This window comes from Mesorhizobium sp. M6A.T.Cr.TU.017.01.1.1, assembly GCF_004023115.1.
GTDB lineage: Bacteria > Pseudomonadota > Alphaproteobacteria > Rhizobiales > Rhizobiaceae > Mesorhizobium > Mesorhizobium mediterraneum.
The window spans coordinates 1-25,507 of record NZ_RZTA01000098.1; the positions used below are offsets into that span (position 1 = coordinate 1).

27 protein-coding genes and 1 pseudogene are annotated in these 25,507 nt (G+C 63.5%); 16 read left to right on the forward strand and 12 right to left on the reverse strand.

Features of this window, described 5'->3' with window-relative positions:
• Together EOB36_RS25315 and EOB36_RS25320 are read left to right on the forward strand one after the other, a co-directional pair.
• The coding region (locus EOB36_RS25315) for a DCC1-like thiol-disulfide oxidoreductase family protein (RefSeq protein ID WP_128285963.1) at nt 1–238 on the forward strand (238 nt) is incomplete at its 5' end.
• Nucleotides 239–298: 60 nt separating this feature from the next.
• Nucleotides 299–1,894, forward strand: a pseudogene (locus EOB36_RS25320) (DUF4166 domain-containing protein); the annotation flags it as partial.
• A gap of 44 nt (nt 1,895–1,938) precedes the next feature.
• Here EOB36_RS25320 and EOB36_RS25325 read toward each other — a convergent pair.
• The 3 genes from EOB36_RS25325 to EOB36_RS25335 form a co-directional block, all read right to left on the reverse strand.
• A complete protein-coding gene (locus EOB36_RS25325) occupies nt 1,939–2,316 on the reverse strand; it encodes a DUF1850 domain-containing protein (protein ID WP_095484719.1) in 378 nt (125 codons plus the stop codon).
• The gene (locus EOB36_RS25330) at nt 2,313–4,394 is read right to left on the reverse strand and encodes a TRAP transporter permease (RefSeq protein WP_128285964.1); all 2,082 of its coding nucleotides are present in this window, start codon (nt 4,392–4,394) and stop codon (nt 2,313–2,315) included. Before EOB36_RS25330 ends, EOB36_RS25325 begins: the two co-directional genes overlap by 4 nt.
• Before the next feature lie 186 nt (nt 4,395–4,580).
• The gene (locus EOB36_RS25335) at nt 4,581–5,540 is read right to left on the reverse strand and encodes a TAXI family TRAP transporter solute-binding subunit (RefSeq protein WP_128285965.1); all 960 of its coding nucleotides are present in this window, start codon (nt 5,538–5,540) and stop codon (nt 4,581–4,583) included.
• Between the two features lie 259 nt (nt 5,541–5,799).
• Here EOB36_RS25335 and EOB36_RS25340 point away from each other — a divergent pair, with 259 nt between their 5' ends.
• Both EOB36_RS25340 and EOB36_RS25345 read left to right on the forward strand, forming a co-directional pair.
• Nucleotides 5,800–6,153, forward strand: coding sequence for a YciI family protein (locus EOB36_RS25340; RefSeq protein WP_095485097.1), 354 nt, complete (start codon nt 5,800–5,802; stop codon nt 6,151–6,153).
• A complete protein-coding gene (locus tag EOB36_RS25345; RefSeq protein ID WP_128285974.1) occupies nt 6,153–7,409 on the forward strand; it encodes a DUF6596 domain-containing protein in 1,257 nt (418 codons plus the stop codon). The genes EOB36_RS25340 and EOB36_RS25345 overlap by 1 nt, the downstream gene beginning before the upstream one ends.
• 15 nt (nt 7,410–7,424) lie before the next feature.
• On the opposite strand, the gene EOB36_RS25350 is transcribed toward EOB36_RS25345, so the two are convergent.
• The 5 genes from EOB36_RS25350 to hrcA all read right to left on the reverse strand — a co-directional run bounded on the left by EOB36_RS25350 (nt 7,425) and on the right by hrcA (nt 11,897).
• Nucleotides 7,425–8,051: a glutathione S-transferase family protein gene (locus EOB36_RS25350; protein WP_128242789.1), complete on the reverse strand. Its 627-nt coding sequence runs from the start codon at nt 8,049–8,051 to the stop codon at nt 7,425–7,427.
• A gap of 344 nt (nt 8,052–8,395) precedes the next feature.
• Nucleotides 8,396–9,376 carry a cysteine synthase A gene (gene cysK, locus EOB36_RS25360; RefSeq protein ID WP_128285966.1) on the reverse strand — a complete coding sequence of 327 codons (981 nt, stop codon included), beginning with the start codon at nt 9,374–9,376 and terminating at the stop codon, nt 8,396–8,398.
• 226 nt (nt 9,377–9,602) lie between these two features.
• Entirely contained in the window at nt 9,603–10,220 is a 618-nt protein-coding gene (locus EOB36_RS25365) for a LysE family translocator (RefSeq protein ID WP_128285967.1), read from the reverse strand.
• Nucleotides 10,221–10,437: 217 nt separating this feature from the next.
• Nucleotides 10,438–10,635 (reverse strand): hypothetical protein, encoded by a 198-nt coding sequence (locus EOB36_RS25370; protein WP_029347942.1) that lies wholly within the window; start codon nt 10,633–10,635, stop codon nt 10,438–10,440.
• Nucleotides 10,636–10,784: 149 nt separating this feature from the next.
• On the reverse strand, nt 10,785–11,897 hold the full coding sequence (gene hrcA / locus EOB36_RS25375; RefSeq protein ID WP_128285968.1) for a heat-inducible transcriptional repressor HrcA: 1,113 nt from the start codon (nt 11,895–11,897) through the stop codon (nt 10,785–10,787).
• Between the two features lie 134 nt (nt 11,898–12,031).
• On the opposite strand from hrcA, the gene rph reads away from it, so the two are divergent.
• The 5 genes from rph to EOB36_RS25400 all read left to right on the forward strand — a co-directional run bounded on the left by rph (nt 12,032) and on the right by EOB36_RS25400 (nt 15,386).
• Entirely contained in the window at nt 12,032–12,748 is a 717-nt protein-coding gene (gene rph / locus EOB36_RS25380) for a ribonuclease PH (protein ID WP_128285969.1), read from the forward strand.
• Nucleotides 12,749–12,762: 14 nt separating this feature from the next.
• On the forward strand, nt 12,763–13,173 hold the full coding sequence (locus tag EOB36_RS25385) for a VOC family protein (RefSeq protein WP_126104213.1): 411 nt from the start codon (nt 12,763–12,765) through the stop codon (nt 13,171–13,173).
• The gene (gene rdgB / locus EOB36_RS25390) at nt 13,173–13,835 is read left to right on the forward strand and encodes an RdgB/HAM1 family non-canonical purine NTP pyrophosphatase (RefSeq protein WP_126104214.1); all 663 of its coding nucleotides are present in this window, start codon (nt 13,173–13,175) and stop codon (nt 13,833–13,835) included. The genes EOB36_RS25385 and rdgB overlap by 1 nt, the downstream gene beginning before the upstream one ends.
• A complete protein-coding gene (hemW, locus tag EOB36_RS25395) occupies nt 13,832–14,995 on the forward strand; it encodes a radical SAM family heme chaperone HemW (RefSeq protein WP_128285970.1) in 1,164 nt (387 codons plus the stop codon). The genes rdgB and hemW overlap by 4 nt, the downstream gene beginning before the upstream one ends.
• 67 nt (nt 14,996–15,062) lie before the next feature.
• Nucleotides 15,063–15,386, forward strand: a complete 324-nt coding sequence (locus tag EOB36_RS25400; RefSeq protein ID WP_128285971.1) for a low molecular weight protein tyrosine phosphatase family protein — start codon at nt 15,063–15,065, stop codon at nt 15,384–15,386.
• Nucleotides 15,387–15,515: 129 nt separating this feature from the next.
• Here EOB36_RS25400 and EOB36_RS36000 read toward each other — a convergent pair whose 3' ends face one another.
• Together EOB36_RS36000 and EOB36_RS25410 are read right to left on the reverse strand one after the other, a co-directional pair.
• Nucleotides 15,516–15,704, reverse strand: a complete 189-nt coding sequence (locus tag EOB36_RS36000) for a hypothetical protein (protein WP_128285972.1) — start codon at nt 15,702–15,704, stop codon at nt 15,516–15,518.
• Nucleotides 15,705–15,711: 7 nt separating this feature from the next.
• On the reverse strand, nt 15,712–15,903 hold the full coding sequence (locus EOB36_RS25410; RefSeq protein WP_101954466.1) for a hypothetical protein: 192 nt from the start codon (nt 15,901–15,903) through the stop codon (nt 15,712–15,714).
• 167 nt (nt 15,904–16,070) lie between these two features.
• Here EOB36_RS25410 and rsmI point away from each other — a divergent pair, with 167 nt between their 5' ends.
• The 6 genes from rsmI (at nt 16,071) to EOB36_RS25440 (ending at nt 23,465) form a co-directional block, all read left to right on the forward strand.
• Nucleotides 16,071–17,000, forward strand: coding sequence for a 16S rRNA (cytidine(1402)-2'-O)-methyltransferase (gene rsmI / locus EOB36_RS25415; RefSeq protein ID WP_128285973.1), 930 nt, complete (start codon nt 16,071–16,073; stop codon nt 16,998–17,000).
• Nucleotides 16,993–17,370: a YraN family protein gene (locus tag EOB36_RS25420; protein WP_095484733.1), complete on the forward strand. Its 378-nt coding sequence runs from the start codon at nt 16,993–16,995 to the stop codon at nt 17,368–17,370. The genes rsmI and EOB36_RS25420 overlap by 8 nt, the downstream gene beginning before the upstream one ends.
• Nucleotides 17,371–17,622: 252 nt before the next feature.
• Nucleotides 17,623–18,762: a TRAP transporter substrate-binding protein gene (locus EOB36_RS25425; protein ID WP_127205586.1), complete on the forward strand. Its 1,140-nt coding sequence runs from the start codon at nt 17,623–17,625 to the stop codon at nt 18,760–18,762.
• Nucleotides 18,763–18,837: 75 nt separating this feature from the next.
• Nucleotides 18,838–19,506, forward strand: a complete 669-nt coding sequence (locus EOB36_RS25430; protein ID WP_127205587.1) for a TRAP transporter small permease subunit — start codon at nt 18,838–18,840, stop codon at nt 19,504–19,506.
• Nucleotides 19,503–21,254 carry a TRAP transporter large permease subunit gene (locus EOB36_RS25435; protein ID WP_095484736.1) on the forward strand — a complete coding sequence of 584 codons (1,752 nt, stop codon included), beginning with the start codon at nt 19,503–19,505 and terminating at the stop codon, nt 21,252–21,254. Before EOB36_RS25430 ends, EOB36_RS25435 begins: the two co-directional genes overlap by 4 nt.
• Nucleotides 21,255–21,431: 177 nt before the next feature.
• Nucleotides 21,432–23,465, forward strand: coding sequence for a winged helix-turn-helix domain-containing protein (locus EOB36_RS25440; protein ID WP_127205588.1), 2,034 nt, complete (start codon nt 21,432–21,434; stop codon nt 23,463–23,465).
• Nucleotides 23,466–23,482: 17 nt separating this feature from the next.
• Here the strand turns inward: EOB36_RS25440 and EOB36_RS25445 are convergent, their stop codons facing one another.
• Entirely contained in the window at nt 23,483–23,809 is a 327-nt protein-coding gene (locus EOB36_RS25445) for a hypothetical protein (protein ID WP_095484738.1), read from the reverse strand.
• Between the two features lie 288 nt (nt 23,810–24,097).
• Nucleotides 24,098–24,904 (reverse strand): undecaprenyl-diphosphate phosphatase, encoded by an 807-nt coding sequence (locus EOB36_RS25450; protein WP_095484739.1) that lies wholly within the window; start codon nt 24,902–24,904, stop codon nt 24,098–24,100.
• A gap of 174 nt (nt 24,905–25,078) precedes the next feature.
• Between EOB36_RS25450 and EOB36_RS25455 the strand changes: the two genes are divergently transcribed.
• The coding region (locus EOB36_RS25455) for a glutathione S-transferase family protein (RefSeq protein ID WP_164897617.1) at nt 25,079–25,507 on the forward strand (429 nt) is incomplete at its 3' end.

Genomic DNA, 25,507 nt, shown 5'->3' on the forward strand with positions numbered 1-25,507 from the left:
CTACGAGACCAATCTGGTCCTCATCGACGGCGCCGCCTTCACCCGCCTGGACAGTTTCGTCGCCGTCATGGCCGAACTGGGCTGGCCGTGGCGGGCGGCGAGGTCTTTCCTCCTGCTGCCGCGCCCGCTTCGCGACTGGCTCTATGACCGCATTGCGAAGAACCGGTACGCGCTGTTCGGCAGGAAAGAGAGTTGCGAGATCCCCTCCGCTGAACTGAAAGGGCGGCTGATTGGCTAAGCGAAGGCTCCTGGGAAGCTTCTGCGCTACCCGAGGCGGCAGCGCTTGGGAGAGCAGCCGATGAAGGTTCTCATCGTCGGCGGCTACGGCACATTTGGCGGCCGCATCGTCGAACTGCTGGAGAACCAACCGCGCCTGACGCTGATCATCGCCGGCCGCTCGCTTGCCAAAGCCGATGCCTATTGCGGGAGCCGTCACGGCGCTGAGGCGCGGCTCGTGCCGGCGCAGTTCGACCGCGACGGCGATCTTGCGGCGCAACTGGCCTCATTGCGTCCCGACACGATGGTCGACGCCAGCGGTCCGTTCCAGGCCTATGGCGAGGGGCGCTACCGCGTTATCGAGGCCTGTATCGCCCAGGGTGTCAACTATCTCGATCTCGCCGACGGGTCGGATTTCGTCGCCGGCGTTTCTGCATTCGACGCGGCGGCGCGCGAGACCGGTCTTTTCGTGCTGTCCGGAGTTTCCAGCTTTCCGGTGCTGACGGCAGCGGCGGTGCGCCGGCTATCTCTTGATATGGCGCGGGTCGAGACCATTCGTGGCGGCATCGCGCCGTCGCCCTTTGCCGGGGTCGGCGAAAACGTCATCCGCGCCATTGCCGGCTATGCCGGACAACCAGTGCAGCTCGCACGCGACGGCGAACCGTCGCAGGGCCACCCGTTCACCGAACAGATGCGTTACACGATCGCGCCGCCCGGCCGCCTGCCGCTGAGGAGCACGCTGTTCTCGCTGGTCGACGTACCGGACCTGCGGGCGCTCGCCGATCTCTGGCCGCAGGCACAGACGATCTGGATGGGCGCGGGGCCGGTGCCGGAAGTGCTGCACCGCGCCCTGATCGGTCTCGCCTGGCTCGTGCGCGCCGGCTTGGTCCGCTCGCTCTTGCCCTTGGCTTCGCTCATGCACTGGGCGAGCAACCGGCTGCGCTGGGGCGAGCATCGCGGCGGCATGTTTGTCGCGGTGGAAGGCGCGGATCGGTCGCGTACGCCGGTCAGGCGCTCATGGCATCTGCTGGCGGAGGGCAATGACGGGCCGCTGATCCCGTCGATGGCGGTCGAGGCGCTGGTGCGCAAGGCGCTGGACGGACATATGCCTGCGCCAGGAGCGCGGGCGGCCGTGCGCGACCTGGAACTCGAGGACTATGAAGCGCTGTTTGCCAACCGGACGATCCATACCGGCTTCAGGGACGATACCGCCGATGCGGACAAGCCGCTCTACGCCGCCTTGCTCGGCGACGCCTGGCAAAACCTGCCCAAGGAGATCCGCGCCATGCACGATGGCACGACCAAGGCGCAGGGACGCGCCAGCGTCGAGCGCGGAGGCAATATGTTTGGCCGGCTTGCAGCCTGGTTGGTCGGGTTTCCGAAGGCCCGTGACGACATCCCGGTCGATGTCCGCTTCCACGCCAACGAAAACGAAGAAACCTGGACGCGGACATTCGGCGGGCAGGGTTTCTCCAGCCGCCAGTTCGCCGGATGCGGCCGATCCGAGCGGTTGCTGTGCGAACGCTTCGGCCCGCTGACCTTCGCCATGGCGCTGGTCGCCGAGGAGAACCGGCTGTCGCTCGTGCTGCGCCGCTGGAGCATTTTTGGCCTGAAGCTGCCGATGTGGCTTTGCCCGCGCTCGACATCTTTTGAGAGCGTGGAGAACGGCCGCTTCCGCTTCCATGTCGAGATCTCGCATCCGCTCACTGGATTAATCGTGCGCTATCGCGGCTGGCTCGAACCCTCGCACGGTTCCAGCACGATCGTGCCGCCTGCCGCCTTGCCCAGTTCGCGGCAGTCTTCAACCGTGCACAGTGTCCAGCCTTCGCCGGTGGCGCCGGATGCGGCGAGCACGAGGCGCGGCTGTGGCTTGATCGGGGGCGTGTAGGCCCACCAGCCGTCCCGCAGCACCGCGCCCTCGGGCGGCTCCATGCCGGCGCCCGAGCCCTTGATCCGTGCCTCGACGATTTGCAGGCCGGAAGGCAGCACCTTCCAGTCCTCCTGCCAATGCGTCTTTTCCACCGAATGCGTCCAGGAAAGCGTGAAAGCGGCCACAGTGAGCGTCATCGTCTTACCGGCGGCCAGGATACAGAGGCTCATGCGGTCCCGGACGCCTGCCGTGCACGCCAGCAGTGCCAGCCGATCCAGATAAGAGAGAACGCCCAGCCGGCCTCGTCGGTGAGCGGCAGCGCGGCAACCAGCAGCGCGCCTGCGCAGAAGGCGACGAGACGTTCCCACCAAGCCATGCGCCTGATGAGGAACCCGACAGCGGCCGCGCCCCACAGGACGATGCCCATGCAGGCCTTGGCGACGATATAGGCGACCTCGACGGGATAGCCGAACTGGGCGGCGATCGGACCGGCGTCCTGCAACATCAGCGCCGGGGTGTAGACCGCCATGAACGGCACGACGAAGCCGGCGACGGCAAGCTTGGTGGCTTGGATGCCGATCTTGAGGCCGCTCTCCTTGGCCATTGGCGCGGCGGCGAAAGCGGCCAGCGCCACCGGCGGGGTGAGGTCGGCCATGATGCCGAAATAGAAGACGAACATATGGCTGACCAGCAGCGGCACGTCGAGCGCCAACAGGGCCGGCCCGGCCAGCGACGAGGTGATGATGTAATTGGGGATGGTCGGGATGCCCATGCCGAGCACCAGGCAGGTCAGCATGGTCAGCAGCAGCGACAGGAACAGGTTGTTCTCGCCGATGGAGATGATCCAGCCGATGAAGGTCGAGGCGATGCCGGTGAGCGTCAGCGTGCCAATGACGATGCCGACAATGGCGCAGGCGATGCCGACCGGCAGCGCGTTCTTTGCTCCCTCGGCAAGCGAGTCTATGCATATCTGCAACGTCTCGCGTCCGCCCCTGAAGGTGAAGCAAGCGATGACGAGCGCCGCGATCACAAGGCTGAGGAGGTTGACGCCGAACTTCATGAAAGAGGCGGCGGCAAGCCCCAGCGCCAGCCAGAAGACAATGCGGAAGGCAAGCGGCCCGATCAACGCCGCCAGCGGGGTGCCGAGGATGAGCACGATGGTCAGCGCCAGCCCCATGGTGCCGGCGAAGATCGGCGTATAGCCGGCAAACAGCAGATAGATGAGCGCGGCAAGCGGCAGAACCAGCGGCCAGTGTCTTCTCACCGCGTCCCACGGATTGGGCAGATCCGCTTTGGCCATGCCGTGCAGGTCAGCCTTGCCGGCTTCCAGATGCACCTGCCAGAAACAGGCGCCGAAATAGAGCAGTGCCGGGATGATCGCCGCCTTGACCACTTCGGCATAGGGGATGTTCAGCGTCTCGGCCATGATGAAGGCGACCGCGCCCATCACCGGCGGCATGATCTGGCCGCCCATCGAGGAGGTCGCCTCGACGGCGCCGGCGAAAGCCGGGCGGAAGCCGAAGCGCTTCATAAGCGGGATGGTGAACTGGCCGCTGGCCACCACGTTGGCGACGCCGGAGCCGGAAATGGTGCCCATCAGCGCCGATGACAGGACGCAGACCTGGGCCGGGCCGCCGCGCCACGAGCCGACCAGGCCAAGGGCGAAATCGTTGAACAGCGCGATCATGCCGGCGCGTTCGAGAAAGGCGGCGAAGACGACGAAGATGAAGATGTAGGCGGCCGAGACGTAGACCGGCGTGCCGTATATGCCTTCCGTGCCAAAGGCGAAGGTGTCGACGAGCTGGGCGAAATCATAGCCGCGATGGATGAAGGGCGACGGTAGGTGATTGCCGGCAAATGCGTAAGCGAGGAAGATCAAGGCGATCAGGGCAAGCGGCAGTCCCATCAACCGCCGCGCGGCCTCGAAGACCAGCACGACCAGCACCGTGCCGACGATCAGGTCCGGCGTGGTGAGGAAGCCGGAGCGCCGGATGAGGTCGGCATAGAACACCCAATTATACAGGCCGGTGGCGAAGCCGAGCACGCCGAGTGCCCAGAACGCTGCTTTCGCCGGGATGCTTGTGGCGCGCAGATTGGCGATCAGGGCAAAGCCGAGCAGCAGCAAGAAGCCGACATGCATGGCGCGCACCACCTGGCTCGGCAGGCTGCCATAGGCGGCGATGTAGATCTGGAAGACGGAGAAGGCGACAGCGATGAGAAAGGCGGCCTTGCCGGCGATGCCTTCGCCAAAACCCGGCGGCAGCCCTTCAATTGGCTGTTCTTCGGTCGGAGTTTCAGAACGGGTCATTGGCGGGCTCCTGGCGGGACGCTCCCCTCCCGCTCGAGGGGAGGGTGCCGAGCGAAGCGAGGCGGGTGGGGTCGCCTCAACTGCCTCGACCTTTAACTGAGAAAGTTGGAGCGCGTCGCCGAGGACCCCACCCGTCCATCCGCCTTCGGCGGATGGCCACCCTCCCCTCAAGGGGGAGGGGACGGCTTACTTGATGAGCCCCTTCTCCTTGTAATACCTCTCGGCGCCTGGATGCAGCGGCACCGGCATGCCGTCGAGCGCCTTGGCCGGGTCGATCGCCTTGGCGGCGGCATGGGCAGCAGTGAGCTGGTCGAGATTTTCAAACAGCAGCTTGGTCATCTGATAGGCGGTCTCGTCGGAGACGTCGGCGCTTGTGATGAGGAAGTTGCCGACGGCGGCGGTCGCAACATCCTCGGTCTGGCCCTCATAGGTGCCCTTAGGAATGGTCACCGAAAGATAGGGCGAGCCGATCTTGGCGACATCCTCCGCCGGCACGGCAACGACGTTGATCGGCACCGAGGTGGCGAGGTCGCGGATCGAGGCGACGCCGAGGCCGGCCGATTGCAGCGTGGCGTCGAGCTGGCGGTTCTTGATCAGCTCGACCGATTCGGCGAAGGGCAGATACTCAACCCGTCCGAGATCCTCGTATTTCAGCCCGGCGGCGGCGAAGATGGCGCGGGCGTTGAGCTCAGTGCCGGAGGCCGGCGCGCCGACCGACAGGCTCTTGCCCTTGAGGTCGGCGAGCGTCTTGATGCCGGACTCCTTACTGGCAACGATCTGGATGTAGTTGGGATAGATGGCGGCGATGCCGCGCAGCTTGTCGAGCTTGCCCGGATAGCCGGCTTCGGTATTGCCCTCGGCGGCCAGCTTGACGGAATCGCCGAGCGCGAAGGCGATCTCGCCCTTGCCCTGCTGCAACAAATTGAGGTTCTCGACCGAAGCTTTCGTCGCCTGGACCTGGGTGCGGGCACCTTCGATGCCCTTGCCGTAGATTTCCGACAGCGCGACGCCGAGCGGATAGTAGACGCCCGAGGTGCCGCCGGTCAGCACGTTGATGAATTCCTGCGCCTTGGCCGACACCGCGCCAAGGCCCAGCGACAGCGCCAGCGCGCCGGCGGCAACAAACTTCGTCCTGAAATTGAGCATGCGATTTCCTCCCTGAAATATCAGCGGCCGTACCACCCTCCCAGCACGAGCCGAGGCGAGTTTAGACAGCGGGCGGGAAATGCCAACCCGCAATAGTATCCATTAGACGAACGGCTGAGTGATGCCGCAACGCATGGCCGCTTGCGTAAAACGCCATCGGAGCCGAAAGATTTTCCGACGCCTGTCGAAATCGGGCCGGGCCGCGCGACATACGTCCGGCTCGCAATGATGCGGCCCTGTGAACATGGGAGAGAAGACCATGCGATACATGCTTTTGATCTACGTGAACGAAGCTGCGATGGCGGCCGCGCCGACGGACAAGACCTACGAGATCAGCGCAGCCTATGGCGCCTATACCGAGGCGTTGAAGAAGTCCGGCGCCTGGTTGGCCGGCGACCGGCTGAAACCGACCCAGGCCGCGACCTCGGTGCGGATGGCCAATGGCAAGACCAACGTGCTCGACGGCCCGTATGCCGACACCAAGGAACAGCTCGCAGGCTTCTACATGATCGAGGCCGAGGATGCCGATGCCGCGATTGCCTGGGCGGCGCGCTGCCCGGGTGCCAGCACCGGCACGGTGGAGGTGCGGCCGATCTGGGAACAGACAATGTGATATCGGAACGGCCTGACATCGCGCGGGCGGCGGCGGAAGCGGCCGCCCGGCAAAGCTACGGCAAGCTGATCGCCTATCTCGCCGCGCGCATGCGTGATGTAGTCAGCGCCGAGGACGCCCTGGCCGACGCCTTTGCGGCGGCGCTGGAGCGCTGGCCGCAAACCGGCGTGCCGCAGAAGCCCGAAGCCTGGCTGCTGGCGGTGGCGCGCCGGCGCCGCGTCGACGCCATCCGGCGGCGGCTGACCAGCGAGGCGGGCCGCGACCATCTCAGGCTGATCGCCGAGGAGATGGAGGCTCGCATCATCGATGAAGACCTGCCCGACGAGCGGCTGCGGCTGATGTTTGCCTGCGCCCATCCGGCGATCGAGGCGGGCGTGCGAGCGCCGCTGATCCTGCAGGCCATTCTGGGCTTCGACGCGGCGACGATCGCCTCGGCCTTCCTGGTGTCGCCGGCAACGATGGGCCAGCGCCTGGTGCGCGCCAAAAACCGCATCCGCGAGACCGGCATTCCGTTCCGGGTGCCTGAAAGAACCGAGCTCGGCGAGCGGCTGGATGCGGTGCTGGAAGCGATCTATGCCGCGTTCGCCGAGGGCTGGTCCGACCCGGCCGGCACCGAAACCCAGCGCCGCAATCTCGCGACCGAAGGCATCTGGCTCGGCCGTCTGGTGGCGTCGCTGATGCCGGACGAGCCGGAAGCGCTTGGCCTGCTGGCGCTGATGCTGTTTGCCGAGGCGCGGCGTGCGGCGCGGCGCAGTGCCTCCGGAGACTATGTGCCATTGGCCGAGCAGGAGCTTGCGCTGTGGGACGGCGCCTTGATCGACGAAGCTGAGACACTGCTCCGGCGCGCCGCGACCAAGGGCGTTGTCGGTCGCTACCAACTTGAGGCGGCCGTGCAATCCGCCCATACGACAAGACGGCTGACCGGCCGGACCGACTGGGTCGCGATCAGACATCTCTACGACGCGCTGTCGGTGATTGCCGCCTCGCCGGTGGTATCGATCAACCGCGCGGTGGCCATTGCCGAGGCCGACGGCGCCGCGGCGGGATTGAGCGCACTTGATGAGCTTGGCGATGACAAGCGGCTGCATGATTATCAGCCTTATTGGGCCGCCCGCGCGGGCCTCCTGGCCAGGCTCGGCAAAACTCGGGAAGCGACTGAGGCCTATGACCGGGCGATCGGCCTCGAACGTGATCCGGCCGTGCGCCGGTTCCTGCAGGAACGACGGGCAGGGCTCAGCCGCGCGGAAAAAGACTGACGCAACACGATCCGTTCAGGCCGGCCACATGGCGTGGGAGGCGTTCAGCGTCCTCATCACCTGATGCTCCCGCAACTTGGCCCACAGGCGTTCGATGTTCGGCCAGGCGCTGGGGACCTTTTCAATCTCGGGATGCCAGGCCACCAGCATGATAAGATAGATGTCGGCCAGCGAGAGCCGGTTGCCGACCAGCCAGTCACGGCCTTCGAGGGCAGCATCGAGAATGGCCAAGCCGCGATCCATTTCCGAGATCGCCGCCTGCTTGACGGCGTCCACGCCGCCGGGATCGGCGGTGTAGCGATGAGCGTAGAAGAACCGCAGGTCAGCCTGATAGATGACCGACGACATGAAGGTCATCCAGCGCAGGAAATCGGCGCGGGCGGGCGAGTTCGCTGCCGGCGCCAGAGCTGCTTCCGGGTGGCGTTCGGCAAGCAGGATGCAGATCGCCGCCGACTCGGTCATCGAGCTTCCGTCCGGCAAGACCAGGACCGGCACCTGGTTCAAGGGGCTGATGTCGAGAAAGGCCTGATCGGGCGAGGTCGATTTCGGAACGTCGACCTGGTCGAAAGGCACACCCGCCAAAGCGAGCGCCGCCTCGACGACAAAGCCGCCAGTGTTGGCACGGGTATAGAGCTTGTACATGAAATCCTCCGCCAGCCGATGCAAGGCCGGCGACGATCTGACCGGAAGCGCCACTTTACTCAAGCGAGCGGCGGCCGCCACAGGTGTTTTTTCAGCGGTCCAGACCGAAGTGTCGCCGCGGAACTTTTGATGCCGGCGGGACAGCGCCCCCTCTGTCCTGCCGGACATCTCCCCCACACGGGAGGAGATCGGCCATCATTCCGACTTTCGCCAACCGCCAACGTTGCAGGAGTGAGCTGCGCGCTGAAGCTGCCAATCTCCCCCCAAGTGGGGGAGATGCCCGGCAGGGCAGAGGGGGGCGCGAAAGAATGCTACGAATCTATCGGAATTCCCGTGTCGAGGACCTAAGCACCCAGCCCTTCGAACAGGATCGTCGACAGATAGCGTTCGGCGAAGGATGGAATAACGACCACCAGGTTCTTGCCCTTGTTCTCCGGCCGAGAGCCAACGACGATCGCCGCCTGGAGGGCGGCGCCCGAGGAGATGCCGACCGGCACGCCTTCGAGGCGGGCGACGAGCCGGGCATTGGCGACCGAATCCTCGTTGGAGACCTTGACGATCTCGTCATAGATCGTCGTGTCGAGGATCTTCGGCGCGAAGCCGGCGCCGATGCCCTGGATCTTGTGCGGGCCGGGCTGGCCGCCCGACAGCACCGGCGAGGCTTCCGGCTCGACGGCGACGACATACACGGAGGGCTTGCGCTGCTTTAGCACCTGACCGACGCCGGTGATGGTGCCGCCGGTGCCGATGCCGGCGACGAAGATGTCGACCTCGCCTTGGGTGTCATTCCAGATTTCCTCGGCCGTGGTGCGGCGGTGGATTTCCGGATTGGCCGGATTTTCGAACTGCTGCGGAATGATGGCGTCCGGCAGCGTCGCGGCCAGCTCGTCGGCCTTGGCGATGGCGCCCTTCATACCTTTCGGCCCTTCGGTCAGCACCAGTTCGGCGCCGAGCAGCGCCAGCATTTTCCTGCGTTCGACCGACATGGTCTCCGGCATGGTCAGGATCAGCTTGTAGCCCTTGGCGGCGGCGGCGAAGGCGAGCGCGATGCCGGTGTTGCCCGAGGTCGGCTCAATCAGCGTGGTCCTGCCGGGCGCAATCCTGCCCGATGCCTCCAGCGCCTCGATCATCGAGACGCCGATGCGGTCCTTGACCGAGCCGATCGGGTTGAAGAATTCGAGCTTGGCCAGCAGATTGGCGACGACGCCCTTTTCATTGGCGAACTTGTCGAGCCGCACCAGCGGGGTGTCGCCGATCGTTTCGGTGATCGAATTGTAGATGCGGCCGCGGCCGGGCACATGCGCGGTGGTGGCGGGCTTGTTCATTGGTTTCGCTCCCCGAGTTCAGATGGGCCAGAGGTCAGATCGGCCAGCGTCAGGTTGGCCAGAGTCAGTCAGGCAAGTGTCAGGCGGGCATAAGATAGGGCCATCCGCCGCGCAAGATAGTCTGTCGGTTGAAAATATCCGAGTGGGACGCATGCTGAAAACAGCTTCGGCCTGGAAAAGCATTTCAGGCGGTGTCCTGTTTAGGAATGGCTCGACCGCGAGATGCCTATTGCCGGGCGGCGATCGCAGCCGCTGCTCCGACCATGAAACCGGCGGCGGTGCGGTTCAGCACCCGCAGCGCACGCGGCGACTTCAGGAGCCCGCGCGCCTTGGCCGCCAGCGCCAGATAGGGCACCAGCACCACCAGCAGCACGAAGAGCGTCAGCGCGACGAGGATGCCGTAATCGGCGAGCGTGATGGTCTTCAGATCGACGATGGTCGGCGTGATGGCGAGATAGAAGATCATCGTCTTCGGATTGCCGAGCGTGACGGCGAGGCCGGCAATAAAGCTCGACACCAGCCCGCCCCTGCCTTTCTTCGCCTCCACCGTTTCGGGCGTGATGCCGCTCGTCCAGAAGCGCCAGCCAAGGAAAGCGAGATAGGCGACGCCCAGCCATTTGATTACCAGGAAGGTCATGCCGAAGGTCTGAGCGACGAGGGCCAGGCCGAGCACCACGGCGGTGAGATAGGTGAGATCGCCGAGCATCAGCCCGAAAGACATGGCGAGCGCCGAGCGAAAGCCGGAACCAAGCGCACGCGCAATAAGCGCGGTGAGACCTGGGCCAGGAATGGCGGCGGCGATGCCGAGGGCCGCGCTGTAGGCGAGGAATCCGGTGAGGGTCATGATTTCGGCCTTAGCGCATGACCCCAAAACGGAATCGACTTTTAAGACTGCGCCTTGTCGCACAAAGGCTGGCAGGCGTGTACTCCCTGAGGCCCGGATTCGATTGCACCAGAACTACCGGCCGGGCGAACTCGCCGATCAGGACGGACTTTTGCCGTAGGTGACGCGCATGACGCGCACACGGAGAGTTGAAGCGGAATCGATCGGTTTTCGGAACTCAGTTTCCGGCTGCGTAAAAATCGTCGTCGAGGCGCTTTTCCAGCGCGACGAGATCGGCCGGCAGCGGCAGGCCCATGGCGCGCATTTCCCTCAGCTTTTCGCGTAGCTGCTCCTGCACTTCATGCTGATCCTCGGGCTGGTTGATCATCTGCTCGAGCAACAGGCTGATCTGGGCCTTGAACGATTCCAGCGCCATTTTTTTCTCCTTGAGGTCCGGCCTAAGCGCGTCGCGTTTGAAGGGTTCCTGCGACGCGCTTTGCTTTCTTGTTTTTATGCATGTCGTTATCCCAAAACCGCTTGCGCATCGCAGGTCAAGCCCGAGGGCAGGCTTTTGGGCGACATGCATTATCGCAGCATGCGGGAAATAAGCTGCGCGGTATAGTCGACCATCGGCACGATGCGTGCGTAGTTCAGCCGGGTCGGGCCGATGACGCCGAGCGCGCCGATGACGCGGGCATCCTTGTCGCGATAGGGCGCCACGACCAGCGACGAGCCCGACAGCGAAAACAGCTTGTTTTCCGAGCCGATGAAGATGCGCACGCCGGACCCTTCCTCGGCAAGATCGAGAAGCTGGATCAGCCCGTCCTGCGTCTCCAGATCCTCGAACAAGTGCCGCAACAACTCAATGTCGGCCTGGGCCGTGACGTTTTCCAGCAGATTGGCGCGGCCGCGCACGATGAGACGCGCCGGCAGGCCGCTGTCGGCGCCTGCCCAGACCGCCAGGCCCTTTTCGACCAAGTCCTGCGACAGCGTGTCGAGGGCGGCCCTGGTTTCTTCCTTGATGCGGGCGATCTCGATCCGCGCCTCGGCCAGCGTGCGGCCGCGGATGTGGGCGTTGAGGAAGTTCGAGGCTTCATGCAATTGCGAAACGGTGATGCCGGCGGGCAGATCGACGACGCGGTTTTCGACGTCGCCGTTCTGCGATACCAGCACGGCCAGCGCCTTGGTCGGCTCGAGCTGGATGAACTCGATGTGCTTCAGCGCCACCTCGTTCTTGGCGGCAAGCACGAGGCCGGCGCCGCGCGACATGCCTGACAGCATCTGGCTGGCTTCGGTGAGCATGTGCTCCAGCGTCGCGCCCGAGCCGGAGGCGCGCACCTGTGCCTCGATGATGCGGCGCTCCTCATCGGAGAGGTCGCCAAGCTCCATGAACGCATCGACGAAGAAGCGCAGGCCGGCCTGGGTCGGCAGCCGGCCGGCCGAGATATGCGGCGCGTAGATCAGTCCGAGATGCTCGAGATCGCTCATCACGTTGCGGATGGTTGCGGGCGACAGCGAAGACGGCAGGATCCGCGACAGGCTGCGTGAGCCGACCGGCTCGCCGTCCTTCAGGTAGGAATCGACGATGCGCCGAAAGATGTCGCGCGAGCGCATGTCGAGCGATTGAAACGCGGGCGATTGAAACCCGGGTGACTGAAGCACGGGCGACTGCGAATTGGGATCGACTGCCTTGGTCATTCGGGCCAAAAACCTCCGGCCCAAAGATATAGACTTCGGCCGCGCCCGCGCAACCGGCCATTTTCCTTTGCGCCCTGCGCCCCATGCGGCTACAAGCCGGCCACGATTCCGAAAAAGATAGGAAAAAAGCCTGAATGCGCCCTTCCAAACGCCAATTCGACGAAATGCGCGCCATCTCCTTCGAACGTGGCGTCTCCAAGCACGCGGAAGGTTCGTGCCTGGTGAAATTCGGCGACACACATGTGCTGTGCACGGCCAGCCTCGAGGAAAAGGTGCCGGGCTGGATGCGCAATTCCGGCAAAGGCTGGGTGACGGCGGAATATGGCATGCTGCCGCGCTCGACCGGCGAACGCATGCGCCGCGAAGCTTCGTCCGGCAAGCAAGGCGGCCGCACGCTGGAAATCCAGCGGCTGATCGGCCGTTCGCTACGCGCCGTGGTTGACCTGCAGGCGCTCGGCGAGCAGCAGATCACCGTCGATTGCGACGTGATCCAGGCCGATGGCGGCACGCGCACCGCTTCGATCACCGGCGGCTGGGTGGCGCTTTACGACTGCCTGCGCTGGATGGAAGCCCGGCAGATGACCAGCGTCGCCAAGGTGCTGAAGGACCATGTCGCGGCGATCTCCTGCGGCATCCATGACGGCCAGCCGGTCATCGACCTCGACTATCTCGAGGATTCCTCGGCCGGCACCGACGCCAACTTCGTCATGACCGGCAAGGGCGGCATCGTCGAGATCCAGGGCACGGCCGAGGGTGAGCCTTTCTCTGAAGAGCAGTTCACGGCGCTGATGGAACTGGCCAAGAAGGGCATTGCGCGACTGGTCAGCCTACAGCAGATGGCTGTAGGTTAATTTTCGGTTCTGTCATGATTCCTTCCGCCATCCTCGAATCAGCCCTCTATGTGACCGACCTCGATGCCGCGGAAGACTTCTATTCCGGCGTGCTTGGGCTCGATCTGCTGGGCAAGGTCGACGGCAGGCATCTTTTCTTCCGTTGCGGGGACGGCGTGCTGCTCATCTTCAACGCGGAGGCGACCAAGGTGCCGCCGGCGCCCGACGCCAGGCTGAAAGTGCCGCCGCACGGCACGGTCGGCGACGGCCATCTCTGCTTTGCAGCAAGCGCGGACGAGATCGTGCGCTGGAAAGCGCATCTCGAGCAGAAGAAAATCGCCATCGAAAGCGAGTTCGAATGGCCGCAGGGCGGCCGGTCGATCTATATTCGCGACCCCTCCGGCAATTCGATCGAATTCGCCGAGCCAAGAATCTGGGGCATCTGATGCATTCGCTTGATGGACATAAGATCGTCGTCGCCAGCCACAATGCCGGCAAGCTGCGGGAATTCGCCGATCTGATGGCGCCATTCGGCATAGAAGCGAAGTCGGCCAAGGAATACGGCCTGCCGGAGCCGGACGAGACCGGCACCACCTTCGAGGAGAACGCCTTAATCAAGGCTTTAGCCGCAGCCAAGGCGACAGGCCTGCCGGCATTGTCGGACGATTCCGGCCTATGTGTCGATGCGCTGGGCGGAGCGCCCGGCGTCTACACCGCCAACTGGGCCGAGGCGCCGGACGGGTCTCGCGACTTCGGCATGGCGATGCAGCGAGCGGAAGTGGCGTTGCAGGAAATCGGCGCGGTCGCGCCGGCTCAGCGCAAGGGCCGCTTCGTCGCCGTCATCTGCCTCGCCTTTCCAGACGGCGCGGCTGAATATTTCCGCGGCGAGGTCGAGGGCACGCTGGTATGGCCGCCGCGCGGTGAACTCGGTTTTGGCTACGACCCGGTGTTCGTGCCGGACGGTTTCGAAAAGACCTTCGGCGAGATGACCGCTGAGGAAAAACATGGCTGGAAGCCCGGCCAGCCGACGGCATTGTCGCACCGCGCCCGCGCCTTCCAGAAATTCGCGCAAGCCAGACTGGATTTGGCACGATCGGGCGTGAAATGACCATGCTGCTCGACCGTAGCCCCGGCTTCGGCGTCTACATCCACTGGCCGTTTTGCGCGGCCAAGTGCCCCTATTGCGACTTCAACAGCCATGTCCGCCACCAGCCGGTCGACCAGGAGCGTTTTGCGCGCGCCTTCGAGACCGAGCTTGCGACGATGCGCGACCGGACCGGACCGCGCGAGGTGACCAGCATTTTTCTCGGCGGCGGCACACCGTCGCTGATGAAGCCGCAAACCGTGGCGACGGTGCTGGACGCGGTGGCGAGGAACTGGACGGTGCCCGATGGCATCGAGGTGACGCTGGAAGCCAACCCCTCTTCGGTCGAGGCCGAGCGCTTTCGCGGCTACCGGGCGGCAGGCGTCAACCGGGTGTCGCTCGGCGTGCAGGCGCTGAACGACAAGGATCTGCGGTTCCTCGGCCGGCTGCACAATGTCGATGAAGCACTGCATGCGATCGGCCTGGCGCGTGAAATCTTTCCGCGGCTGTCCTTCGACCTGATCTACGCACGGCCCGGCCAGACACCGGAAGCGTGGCAGATGGAGCTCGAGCAGGCGATCGGCCACGCCGCCGACCACCTATCGCTCTACCAGCTGACCATCGAGGAAGGCACGCCATTCCACGCGCTCCATGCGGCCAGGAAATTCGCCATTCCCGACAACGACCACGCCGCCGATCTCTATGCGCTGACGCAAGAGATCACCGCCGCGCATGGACTGCCGGCCTACGAGATTTCCAACCACGCCAGATCAGGTGCCGAGAGCCGGCACAATCTCACCTATTGGCGCTATGGCGAATATGTCGGCGTCGGTCCCGGAGCGCATGGCCGCTTCGTCGAGAACGGCCGCCGCGGGGTGACGATCGCGGAGAAAATGCCGGAAACCTGGGCCAATCTGGTCGAGGCCAAGGGCCATGGCATCACCGGCGGCGAGACCCTGACGCGCTCGGAAGAGGCCGACGAATTCCTGCTGATGGGGCTGAGGCTGGCCGAGGGTATCGACCTCTCGCGCTACGAAGCGTTTTCCGGCCGCGGCCTGTCGACGGCGCGGCTGTCGGTGCTGCAGGGCGAGGGGCTGGTGGCGCCGATCGGCAATGCCCGCCTGCGCGCCACGCCGGCTGGCATGATCGTGCTCGACGCCGTGGTGGCGGATCTGGCGCGGTAGAGCATGATCCCGAAAAGTGGGATCCGGTTTCGGACCAGATCATGTTCAAACTGGAAGATGGGACCCGTTGAAGAACGTCCTCTTCGTCTGCAGCCATAACCGCTTGCGCAGCCCGACCGCGGAACAGGTGTTTTGCGGCCGCAGGGATATCGAGGTCGCATCGGCCGGTACCAACCATGATGCCGACAACCCGCTGACGCACGACCTCGTCTCCTGGGCCGACATCATCTTCGTGATGGAAAAGGCGCACCGCGCCAAACTGCAGAAGAAATTCAAGGCCAGCCTGAAGAAGGCTCGTGTGATCTGCCTCGATATTCCGGACGATTATGAATTTATGGACCCGGTCTTAGTTCGCCTTCTGGAAGCGCGCGTCTCGAAATATCTGGGTTGATGATGTGGCTGAGCGTTTTCACCGGCGCTTTCGTCATCTTTGGGGTCTGCGCCGCGTCGTTTCGCTCCTTGCTCTGCCCCGGGGATGACGAAGAGAGAAGTGTCTCGGCCAATCGCGAGGTTGCGGTAGTCAAGCGTCGTGCTTGTGGCGGCGCTTGGCGTGGTCTTTCTCGGCGTCCGCCTCACCGGAGCGAGCCGGCGCGGCGTCGCCCTTGTCGCGGCGGGCACGGTTTTGATCGCTTATGGGGTGTGAGGGCGCTCCATTGCGGGAGCTTTTCGTTTCAAGGCGGGTGATGAAAATGTCGAAGCGATTGGGCATCGTCTGGTCAGTGCTCCATCGTGCTACCGGTCGAAGGCTCGATTTCCAGGTTGGTTGCCTTTGAAGGACGACGCTTTCGCGGCTTTTTGGCCAGGCCCGCGCCGGCTTTGGCAGGCTGGCGCTTGTCCTTTCGCGCGGCAAAGCGCTTGCGCCCTGCATAGTAGGGTTCGAAAGCGTCCTGTATCTTGAGGCTGTCCATCCTGCTCCTCCCGAGATCAGGGGTAAATCCGCCGGGCATGGTTTCGTTCCGTACTGTGGCGAAGGCATGGCGGCCGCTTCACTTCGGCGCAGGTTTTGCAACCAGGCGTGAGCCGTGCCAAACAGGGCCGGATGCATTCAAGTGTCAGAGCTTGACAGGGGACACCGGTGGCCGGCGAGTTGGCAAAACGCAGCTATGTAATCGGCCAGACCGAGATATCAGCCCGCCCGCTCGCGCCGGCGCTCTATTTGGTGGCGACGCCGATCGGCAATCTCGCCGACATCACATTACGCGCGCTTGAAACGCTGGCCGCCGCCGATATCGTCGCCTGCGAGGATACGCGGGTCAGCCGTGTGCTGCTCGACCGCTACGGCATCCGCCGTCGCACCACTGCCTATCACGAGCACAATGCCGGGGAGGCCGGGCCGAAACTGATTGCGGCCTTGCTGGCCGGGCAGAGCGTGGCGCTGATCTCGGACGCCGGCACGCCGCTCATCTCCGATCCCGGCTACCGGCTGGTCGGCGAAGCCCTCGACCAAGGCATTCGCGTCGTGCCGATCCCCGGCCCGTCGGCGCCGCTGGCGGCGCTGACGGCGTCCGGCCTGCCCTCCGACGCGTTTCTGTTTGCCGGCTTCCTGCCGGTAAAGACCGGACAGCGGCTGACGCGGTTGGAAGCGCTCAAAACCGTGCCGGCGACGCTGATCTTCTTCGAATCGCCGCGCCGGCTGGCCGAGACGCTTGGCGCCATGGTCGAGGCGCTGGGTGGCGCCCGCAAAGCTGCGATCGGCCGCGAATTGACCAAGACTTTCGAGGAAATGCGGACCGGCACCTTGCAGTCGCTCGCCGAACACTATGAGGCGGCCGACACCCCGAAGGGCGAGATCGTCATCTGCGTCGGCCCGTCGGAAGCGACCGCCGACGAGCCTGAAGACATCGACCGGCTTTTGCTTTCGCTTGCCGCCGAGATGCCGGCCTCCAAGGCGGCGGCGGAAGCCGCCAAGATGACCGGCGGCCAGAAGCAGGCGCTTTACCGGCGACTGCTCGAGCTCAAGGATGCCGGGCAGAACGGGGAGATCGGGAAAGACGGCGATGGCTGAACGCCCAGTCGCCAGCCGCCGGCAGGCCTATCGGCGCGGCCATCGCAGCGAGTGGCTGGCGGCGGCAGCATTGATGGTGAAAGGCTACCGGATCCTGGCGCGCCGCCACCGCACGCGGTTCGGCGAGATCGACCTGATCGCGCGCCGCGGCGACCTGGTGCTGTTTGTCGAAGTGAAGGCGCGCCGCACGCTGATGGAAGCGATGGAGGCTGTTCGCTACGAATCGGAGCGCCGCATCGAAAGCGCAGCCGACCTCTGGCTGTCGCGCCAATCCGACTATGGGAGATTGTCGGCGCGCTTCGACATGGTGGCGGTGCTGCCCTGGCGCTGGCCGGTGCATGTCGAGAATGTTTTCTACGGACGAAACTAGCTCAGGATTCATTGATCAGCGCCAGAATGTAACAGTAGCCGCAACACTTATCGCCGGGAAGAACGTGTGGGCGCTACCGTCGCGCGCGTAACTGCTATTCGCCCATTGCTTGGGAAAGTACCGGCCCCTGTCCTTAAGAGAGAACCGCACTAGTTTAGGCGAATGGGACGTGCGCTGCAATTTTTGCTGGGCCGTCTTTGAGTAGTATTGTCGGACGTGGGCTTGAAAAGCCGACACCTTCGGGAGGAACCGATGACCAAAGCAAGTATCCAGAATTTGAGGTCGCGCCGCAAGTTCCTTGGCGAGGCGGCCGTGGCAGCTGCGGCGATCGTTGCCGCGCCGAGCGTCGTCAAGGCACAGGGGCCGGTCAGCATGCGCTGGCAGAGCACATGGCCTTCCAAGGATATCTTTCACGAATTCGCGCTCGATTTCGCCAAGAAGGTCAACGACATGACCGGCGGCGACCTGAAGATCGAGGTGCTGCCGGCGGGCGCCGTGGTGCCGGCCTTCGGTCTGCTTGACGCGGTGTCGCAAGGAACGCTCGACGGCGGCCACGGCGTGGTCGTCTATCACTATGGCAAACAGTCGGCGCTGGCGCTGTGGGGTTCCGGTCCGGGCTTCGCCATGGATGCCAATATGCTGCTCGCCTGGCACAAATACGGCGGCGGCAAGGAGCTGCTCGCAAAGCTCTACGAATCCATCGGCGCCAATGTCGTTTCGTTCCTCTACGGGCCGATGCCGACGCAGCCGCTCGGTTGGTTCAAGAAGCCTGTGGCGAAGGCCGAGGATCTCCAGGGCCTGAAATTCCGCACCGTCGGCATCTCGATCGACGTCTTCACCGCGCTCGGTGCCGCAGTCAACGCGCTGCCGGCCGGCGAGATCGTCGCGGCTCTGGATCGCGGCCTGATCGACGCGGCCGAGTTCAACAACGCCTCGTCCGATCGGGTCCTCGGCTTCCCGGACGTCTCCAAGATCTGCATGCTGCAAAGCTATCACCAGAATGCCGAGCAGTTCGAGATCTTGTTCAACCGGGCGAAATACGACGCCTTGCCTGACCAGATGAAGGCCATCATCACCAATGCGGTCGAGGCGGCCTCGCAGGACATGCACTGGAAGGCGATCGACCGCTATTCGAAAGACTATGTGGAGATGCAGACGACCGATAAGGTCAAATTCTACAAGACGCCGGAGGCGATCCTCAAGAAACAATTGGAGGTCTACGACGAGGTCGTGAAGAAGAAGGCGGCGGAAAACCCGGCTTTCAAGGAAATCATCCTCTCCCAGATCGCCTTTGCCGAGCGGGCAACGCGGTGGGAGCAGGACACCGTCGTCGGCCGGCGGCTGGCGTTCGATCACTACTTCGGACAGGGCGGTGTGGCGAAGGAGTTCTGACCCGAAAGTTCGGGCATCACCGGGCAGCGGCCCGGTGATGCTTCTGACCAAGGTACCCGTCATCCGGGGGCGCGCATGAACGTCCAGCATTTCCTGAATACAGTCGATGCAATCAGCACGTGGGTCGGCAAGGCCGCGGCGTGGCTTATCATCGGGCTGATGACGCTGGTCTGCGTCGAGGTCTTCAAGCGCTACATCCTGAACATACCCACGGCGTGGATATTCGACGCCAGCAACATGTTCTACGGCTCGCTGTTCATGCTCGCCGGAGCCTATGCGCTGGCGCAGAATGCACATGTGCGCGGCGACTTTCTATACAGCTCGATGCGGCCCCGCACCCAAGCCGCGCTCGATCTGTTGTTGTATGTGGTTTTCTTTCTGCCGGGGATCGCGGCCCTCGTCTATGCAGGCTACGACTATGCCGCGATTTCATGGCGGATCGGGGAGCATTCGACCGTGACAGCGGAGGGTCCGCCGATCTACCACTTCAAGTCGGTCATTCCGCTGGCCGGCGCCTTGGTGATGCTCCAGGGTGTGGCCGAGATAGTGCGCTGCATCGTCTGTCTCAGGGCCGGGCAATGGCCCAGCCGGCGCAAGGACGTTGCGGAGATCGACGTCGTGGAGGAACAGCTCGCGCTCAGCGAATATGTGGATGAAGAGACGCGTAAGACCGCGATCGAGCGCGCGCAAAAGATAGACGAGCAAGCGCGACAGCGCGGAATGGGTGGAGACCTGCAGAGTTGAGCGATCCAGCCCTCGGACTCACGATGCTCATGCTCATCGTGGTCGTCATAGTCATGGGTTTCCCGACAGCCTTCACGCTGATGGGCCTTGGCATGTTCTTCGGGTTCTACGCGTTCTACAACCCTGCGGAGCACTGGATCGACAACCGCGTCTTCGATCTGATGGTCCAGCGCACCTATGGGGCAATGACCAACGACGTCCTGATCTCCATCCCGCTTTTCGTGCTCATGGGATACGTGATGGAACGCGGGGCGCTGGTCGACAAGATGTTCTACAGCATCCAGCTTTCGTTCCGACGAGTACCAGCGTCGCTGGCCATCGCTACGCTCATTGTCTGCACCTTCTGGGGCATCGCCAGTGGCCTTGTCGGCGCTGTTGTGGTTTTGATGGGGGTGATTGCCTTCAATCCGATGCTGCGTGCCGGATACGATGTGAAGCTCGCTTCCGGCGTGATCACCGCGGGCGGCACGCTGGGCATCCTGATCCCGCCGTCAGTCATGATCATCGTCTATGCGGCAGTTGCAGGCCAGTCCGTCGTGAAGCTCTACGCTGCGGCGATGTTCCCCGGTTTTTTCCTCGCCTTCCTCTATCTCGTCTACATTCTTGGCTGGGCGACAATCAGTCCGAAGATCGCCCCGCCTTTGCCGGAGAATCAAACAAAGGTTCCGGTGCCTGCGTGGATGGGGAGCCTTCAGACAGTTTACTCGCGCAACATGCTTGTTGGACTTCTTTCCGCCTTGTTCTCGCCGTCCAGGGCGATGGCGCTCGAGACGGAGAACGGACGCCTCACATATTGGGAGCTGTTCAAGAATTTCTGCGCTGCGCTGGTGCCCCTCGCCTTGACAGCACTCACCCTCCTGCTGGTGTGGTGGTATGTCGTCATCCATCCGCAGGCATCGGCCGACGTCGAAGCTCCAGAGGGATTGGAGCAGCTCGGCGCTCCGGCGGTGGAGGAACTCGGCGCACCCGCAGTGGACGCAGGGCCGGCAACCAGCTTCTACGCCACCTTCGGCATCATCGCGGCACTCGCCGCAGTGGTGCTCGTCCGTTACTACCGGAACATGACTGCCGAACGGCTCGAGGTCGTAAAGCTCCTGGTCTCGTCGGTCATGCCGCTGGCCATACTTACTGTCGTCGTGCTCGGCGTCATCCTGTTCGGAATCACGACGGCGACCGAGTCCGCGGCAGTCGGCGCCGCTGGTGCCTTTCTGCTGGCGTTACAGGCGCGAACGCTCGACTGGAAGCGCATCAAGGAAGCAGTGTTCCTGACGGCCAAGACCACAGCCATGGTTTGCTGGCTCTTTGTCGGCTCGGCGCTGTTCTCCGCCGTTTTTGCGATCCTCGGCGGCCAGGCACTTCTCGAGCAATGGGTGCTCGCGCTCGACCTGACGCCCGTGCAATTCATGATCCTGTCGCAGGCGATCATCTTCATTCTCGGCTGGCCGCTCGAATGGACCGAGATCATCATCATCTTCGTGCCGATCTTCCTACCGATGCTGACGCACTTCGACATCGATCCGGTTCTCTGGGGCGTTCTCGTTTTCGTCAATCTGCAGGCGGCGTTCCTGTCACCTCCGGTCGCGATGTCGGCCTACTATCTCAAGGGCGTTTCGCCCCCGCATGTCACGCTCAACCAGATATTCGCCGGGATGATGCCCTACATGCTGATCGTCATCCTCTGCATGGTCCTCATGTATATCTGGCCCGGCATGGCGCTCTGGCTTCCGAATTATCTTTACGGCAGCTGAGAAGACTCCGCCATTTCCGGACTTTTGCGATCGCAGCGCGAAGGTTTCTTCCCGGGGAGATAATGCCGACTTTCAAACGCCAGTTGACTTTCGGCGACAGGCGCCGATTCTCAAGGTCAAGGCGGCCTGCCGAGCAACATGCCGCCCGAACGATCAGAACGATGATCGAGAGCAGCTTTGACCCTGGTCAATCCGCCGAGCCTTGTTCTAAACGGTGTCGAGTTCGATTTCGACGCCGGTCTCCTGCACGGCGAGCATGGTGAAGATGTCCCGCTGAGGCCTCAATCGCTCGCGGTGCTGAAGCATCTGGTCGCCAACGCCAACCGTGTTGTGACCAAGGAGGAGCTCCTGGACACCGTCTGGCCCGGCATCGCGGTGACGGAAAACAGCCTTTCCCAGTGCATCAGCGAAATCAGGAAAGCCATCGGCGACGAGAAGCAGAGCCTGCTAAAGACAGTTGCGCGACGGGGATATCGCTTTGTCCCCGAAACCGAAGCGCCCGGCATACCGCACGATTCCTACCCGCAGATTTACGGCACTGCCTCTTCTGATCCGCGCGAAATTAAAGCCCGGCGCGGCCTGATGTTTGTAGTCGCTGTACTGGCGATCGCTGCCGCAGTCGCGGTGTTCATCTGGAGGCCCACATTTGAAACGGAAGTGCCGACCTCCCTGTCGATCGCGGTTCTGCCGTTCGCAAATCTCAGCGAAGCCGAGGCACAGGCTTATCTTGCCAACGGTTTCGCGGACGATCTGACGACAGAGCTGGCGCGCGTTCCCGGCCTGTTCGTGGTCTCGCGCAATGCCGCGCGTGCATATCGCAACAGCGGTCTGCCGCCGGCGAAGATCGCAAAAGAGCTCGGCGTCCGCTATCTGCTGGAGGGCTCCGTTCGACGTCTCGGCGATGAGGTGCGCATCAATGCGCATTTGGTCGATGCCTCGACGGTTGGGCAGATCTGGGCCGAGCGGTTCGAAGGTCCATTCACCGACGTGTTCAAGCTCCAGGATCAGGTGATCGGTCAAATTATCGCCGCGCTGCAGCTGAAGCTCATCCCGGGAAAAGCAAACCTCGCCGTGTCCGGTGATACTGACGACCCGGAAGCTTACCAGGCGTTTCGACGCGCCATCGAGGCGCGACGAAAGGATACACCATCGGGCACGGTGGAAGCATCGGGCTACCTTCGCCAAGCCTTGGCGCTGGACGCCGATTTCGGCGCGGCGGCCGCGGAATTGGCGTGGCTCCACTGGGACGCCGACGAGGTAAGGAGGCAAGCTCTCGGGATCAGTTGGACCGAAATCGACGACGAGCTCTATGGCAGTCTGGCCATCGCTGCCGGAAATCCGTCTCCCGGTTACTATCAGCTGATTTCCGAACTTCTGGTCCGAGAGCATAGGTCCGACGAGGCGGTGGCTGCCCTGCAAAAGGCGATAGCGCTCGACCCGAGCGATTCCTGGACCTACGAAGGGCTGAGCCAGGCCCTCAACTTCAACGGCAGGCCGGCCGAGGGGCGAGCCTTTCTCGAGGCGGCCTTACGCGTCGATCCCGGATGGACGGAGTGGCGACACTACCAGGCTGGCTTGGCGGCGTTCGGCCAAGGCCGCTACGAGGAGGCGGTCGCGCAGCTTAAGCAGGTCGATGTCCGCTCCCCCAATCCGTGGACGAAGTTCTACGGCCTGCATGTTCTTGTCGCGGCGCTTGCGCATCTCGATCGCCTGCCGGAAGCGGCCTCGGCCCTAGGGCAGCTCCGACGCGTGCTGTCGGACATGCAAGAGGGGCAGCCCAACCTGCTGATCGCGCAGCAGTTCTTCGTCTACAAGCGGCCGCAGGACATCGCTCGCCTGCTCGATGGCTTGAGGAAGGCGGGGGTTTCCGAGCTTCCCGCCGGAATGGAGCCGGAATCCGCGAAACGGATGAACGGCGTCGACATCGGGAATCTCATAATCGGACACGAGCTGACGGGACGCCAGATTCTGCCCAATGTCTCAGCCTACCATGCTGTGGTTGCGGCAGACGGCAGCGTGACCAGAACAGTTGGTGAGGAGGTCGTGACCGGTCAGATGTGGGTGCAGGGCGACAGCTTGTGCAGCGCATATCCGCGTAAACTGACAGGCTGTGGCGCTGTGTTCCGCAACCTGAGCGGCATATCTGGAGCCACGAAGGAATACATACTTCTGTCTCGCTTCAAGCGTTACGAATTCTCGGTGACGAAGTAGCAGCAACTTCGCCGCGCCTACGGCGGCCATGAGAGATTGAGGTCCATTTCGCTCATGCCTTCGGTACCGTAGGGGCCACACTGCTTCAATGCGTCAGCGAAATCCTTGGCTAAGGCCTTGAACGTCTCGGTCTGTGGCGCAACGTCGACGATTTCGATGGCACTGACTTGACCCTCGCGCGTGAAGCTGACGTGGACATCGGCGCTGAAGCTGATTCCGCGCATCGCCGTCTGCGTAGGCCAGCAGCTTGCTGCCCGTTCGAGAATGTGACGGCTCAGACCATCACCAGCGGACGCGGTGGTCGCCGCGCCGATCACGAGAATTCCCAAGATGCGGTTGATCATCTTTTATCTCCTCAGTTCGACGCCCGAACCGTGTGGGGACGGCTTGGTGGGGACGGCTTGTGAGAGAGAACGCGAGGGGTCGTTCGAAGTCATGAAATCGACGTGAAAAAGTTCTGAAGAGTGGTGAACGCAGTCGATTTTGGCTACGGAATGCACGCAAGCGGCAAGAACGATCCTGCGAGGTCGGCATGGGTCGGGGGCAGGTCTACGTTGGTCGTCCCCACCATCAACGGCATTGCTACGCCAACGAGCAAATAGAGCCTTGGGCGATAAATTAACTGTGCCGCCTCACCCCCATACGAACAGCGCAACCAGCCCGACGGTGCCGATGACCACCCGCCACCAGCCGAACAGCGAATAGCCGTGGCGCGAGACGTAGTTGAGCAGGAAGCGCACGACGATGAGCGCCGCGACGAAGGCCGCGATGAAACCGGCGGCGATGACGGGCAGATCGGCGCTGGTCAGCACATTGCGGTTCTTGAAGAGGTCGAAGGCGAAGGCGCCGACCATCGTCGGCATGGCGAGGAAGAAGGAGAATTCCGCAGCCGGCCGCTTGTCGACGCCCAGAAGCAGCGCGCCGACGATCGTCGAGCCGGAGCGCGACGTGCCGGGGATCAGCGAAAGGCATTGGAACAGTCCGATCTGCAGATAGAGCCTGAGCGGAAACCGCTCGACGTCGTGGTAGAACGGCTTCAGCTTGAGACGATCCACCCACAGCAGGACCACGCCGCCGATGATCAGCATGATGCAGATCAGCCTCGGCGATTCAAACAGCACCGTCTTGATGAAGTCGTGCGCCAGCGCACCGATGACGGCCGCCGGCAGGAAGGCGACGAGGATGCCGAGGACGAAATGCCGCGTCACCCGATCACGCGGCAGATCGACCAGCATCTGCCACAGACGATGGAAATAGACGCTGAGGATCGCCAGTATTGCGCCGAGCTGGATCAGGATCTCGAAGGCCTTGCCGGTCGAGTGGAAGCCGAGAAAATGGCCGGCAAGCAGGATATGGCCGGTCGACGAGACCGGAATGAACTCGGTCATGCCCTCGATCATGCCGAGCAGCAGCGCTTCGACGATGGTCTGGCTTTCCATGGCAACCTCGGCGTTCGAGTGAGAGCTTGAAGAACGGCTTGCGAAAGGGCTTGCTTGTCATGGCGCGGAACTCCTCCTATAGGTCGCAGCACCCTGACAGCCCTTTGAATCGGGGCGGCTAAGACTTACCGGCGCAGCCGGCGATTTGCCAGTGCGCTCTATTATCGCGGGACCATGCTGACGCTTTTCCACCACCCGATGTTCGCCTCCTGCCGGTTCGTGCGCCTCGCTTTCGGCGAATATGGCGAGGAGCTGGCGCTGATCGAGGAAAAGCCGTGGACGCGGCGCAAGGAGTTCCTGGCGCTGAACCCGGCCGGCACGCTGCCGATCCTGCTCGCCGAAGGCGACGTGCCGATCGTCGGCGCCATGGTCATCGGCGAATATCTCGACGAGACGCGCGGCGTGCTCAAGCGCGACAAGCGGCTGTTCGCCGAGGATCCGAGGGGGCGCGCGGAAATCCGCCGGCTGACCGACTGGTATCTCAACAAGGCCGATAGCGAGGTGACGCGGCATCTGGTGCGCGAGCGCGTGCTGAAGCCGGTCATGCCGGAAACGGCGGGCGGCGGCTCGCCCGATTCGGCAGCGATCCGTGCCGCGCGCGCC

Coding starts and splice junctions, on each gene's coding strand:
- cysK (WP_128285966.1), bottom strand. CDS start 9,376: ATGAACAAGCCCGCCACCACCGCGCATGTGCCCGGCCGCGGCCGCATC.
- EOB36_RS25340 (WP_095485097.1), top strand. CDS start 5,800: ATGCGATACATGCTTTTGATCTACGTGAACGAAGCTGCGATGGCGGCC.
- EOB36_RS25335 (WP_128285965.1), bottom strand. CDS start 5,540: ATGCTCAATTTCAGGACGAAGTTTGTTGCCGCCGGCGCGCTGGCGCTG.
- EOB36_RS25385 (WP_126104213.1), top strand. CDS start 12,763: ATGATTCCTTCCGCCATCCTCGAATCAGCCCTCTATGTGACCGACCTC.
- hrcA (WP_128285968.1), bottom strand. CDS start 11,897: ATGACCAAGGCAGTCGATCCCAATTCGCAGTCGCCCGTGCTTCAGTCA.
- rdgB (WP_126104214.1), top strand. CDS start 13,173: ATGCATTCGCTTGATGGACATAAGATCGTCGTCGCCAGCCACAATGCC.
- EOB36_RS25420 (WP_095484733.1), top strand. CDS start 16,993: ATGGCTGAACGCCCAGTCGCCAGCCGCCGGCAGGCCTATCGGCGCGGC.
- EOB36_RS25330 (WP_128285964.1), bottom strand. CDS start 4,394: ATGACCCGTTCTGAAACTCCGACCGAAGAACAGCCAATTGAAGGGCTG.
- EOB36_RS25450 (WP_095484739.1), bottom strand. CDS start 24,904: ATGGAAAGCCAGACCATCGTCGAAGCGCTGCTGCTCGGCATGATCGAG.
- EOB36_RS25410 (WP_101954466.1), bottom strand. CDS start 15,903: ATGGACAGCCTCAAGATACAGGACGCTTTCGAACCCTACTATGCAGGG.
- EOB36_RS25365 (WP_128285967.1), bottom strand. CDS start 10,220: ATGACCCTCACCGGATTCCTCGCCTACAGCGCGGCCCTCGGCATCGCC.
- hemW (WP_128285970.1), top strand. CDS start 13,832: ATGACCATGCTGCTCGACCGTAGCCCCGGCTTCGGCGTCTACATCCAC.
- EOB36_RS25325 (WP_095484719.1), bottom strand. CDS start 2,316: ATGAGCCTCTGTATCCTGGCCGCCGGTAAGACGATGACGCTCACTGTG.
- EOB36_RS25445 (WP_095484738.1), bottom strand. CDS start 23,809: ATGATCAACCGCATCTTGGGAATTCTCGTGATCGGCGCGGCGACCACC.
- EOB36_RS25350 (WP_128242789.1), bottom strand. CDS start 8,051: ATGTACAAGCTCTATACCCGTGCCAACACTGGCGGCTTTGTCGTCGAG.
- EOB36_RS25425 (WP_127205586.1), top strand. CDS start 17,623: ATGACCAAAGCAAGTATCCAGAATTTGAGGTCGCGCCGCAAGTTCCTT.
- EOB36_RS25430 (WP_127205587.1), top strand. CDS start 18,838: ATGAACGTCCAGCATTTCCTGAATACAGTCGATGCAATCAGCACGTGG.
- rph (WP_128285969.1), top strand. CDS start 12,032: ATGCGCCCTTCCAAACGCCAATTCGACGAAATGCGCGCCATCTCCTTC.
- EOB36_RS36000 (WP_128285972.1), bottom strand. CDS start 15,704: ATGCCCAATCGCTTCGACATTTTCATCACCCGCCTTGAAACGAAAAGC.
- EOB36_RS25370 (WP_029347942.1), bottom strand. CDS start 10,635: ATGGCGCTGGAATCGTTCAAGGCCCAGATCAGCCTGTTGCTCGAGCAG.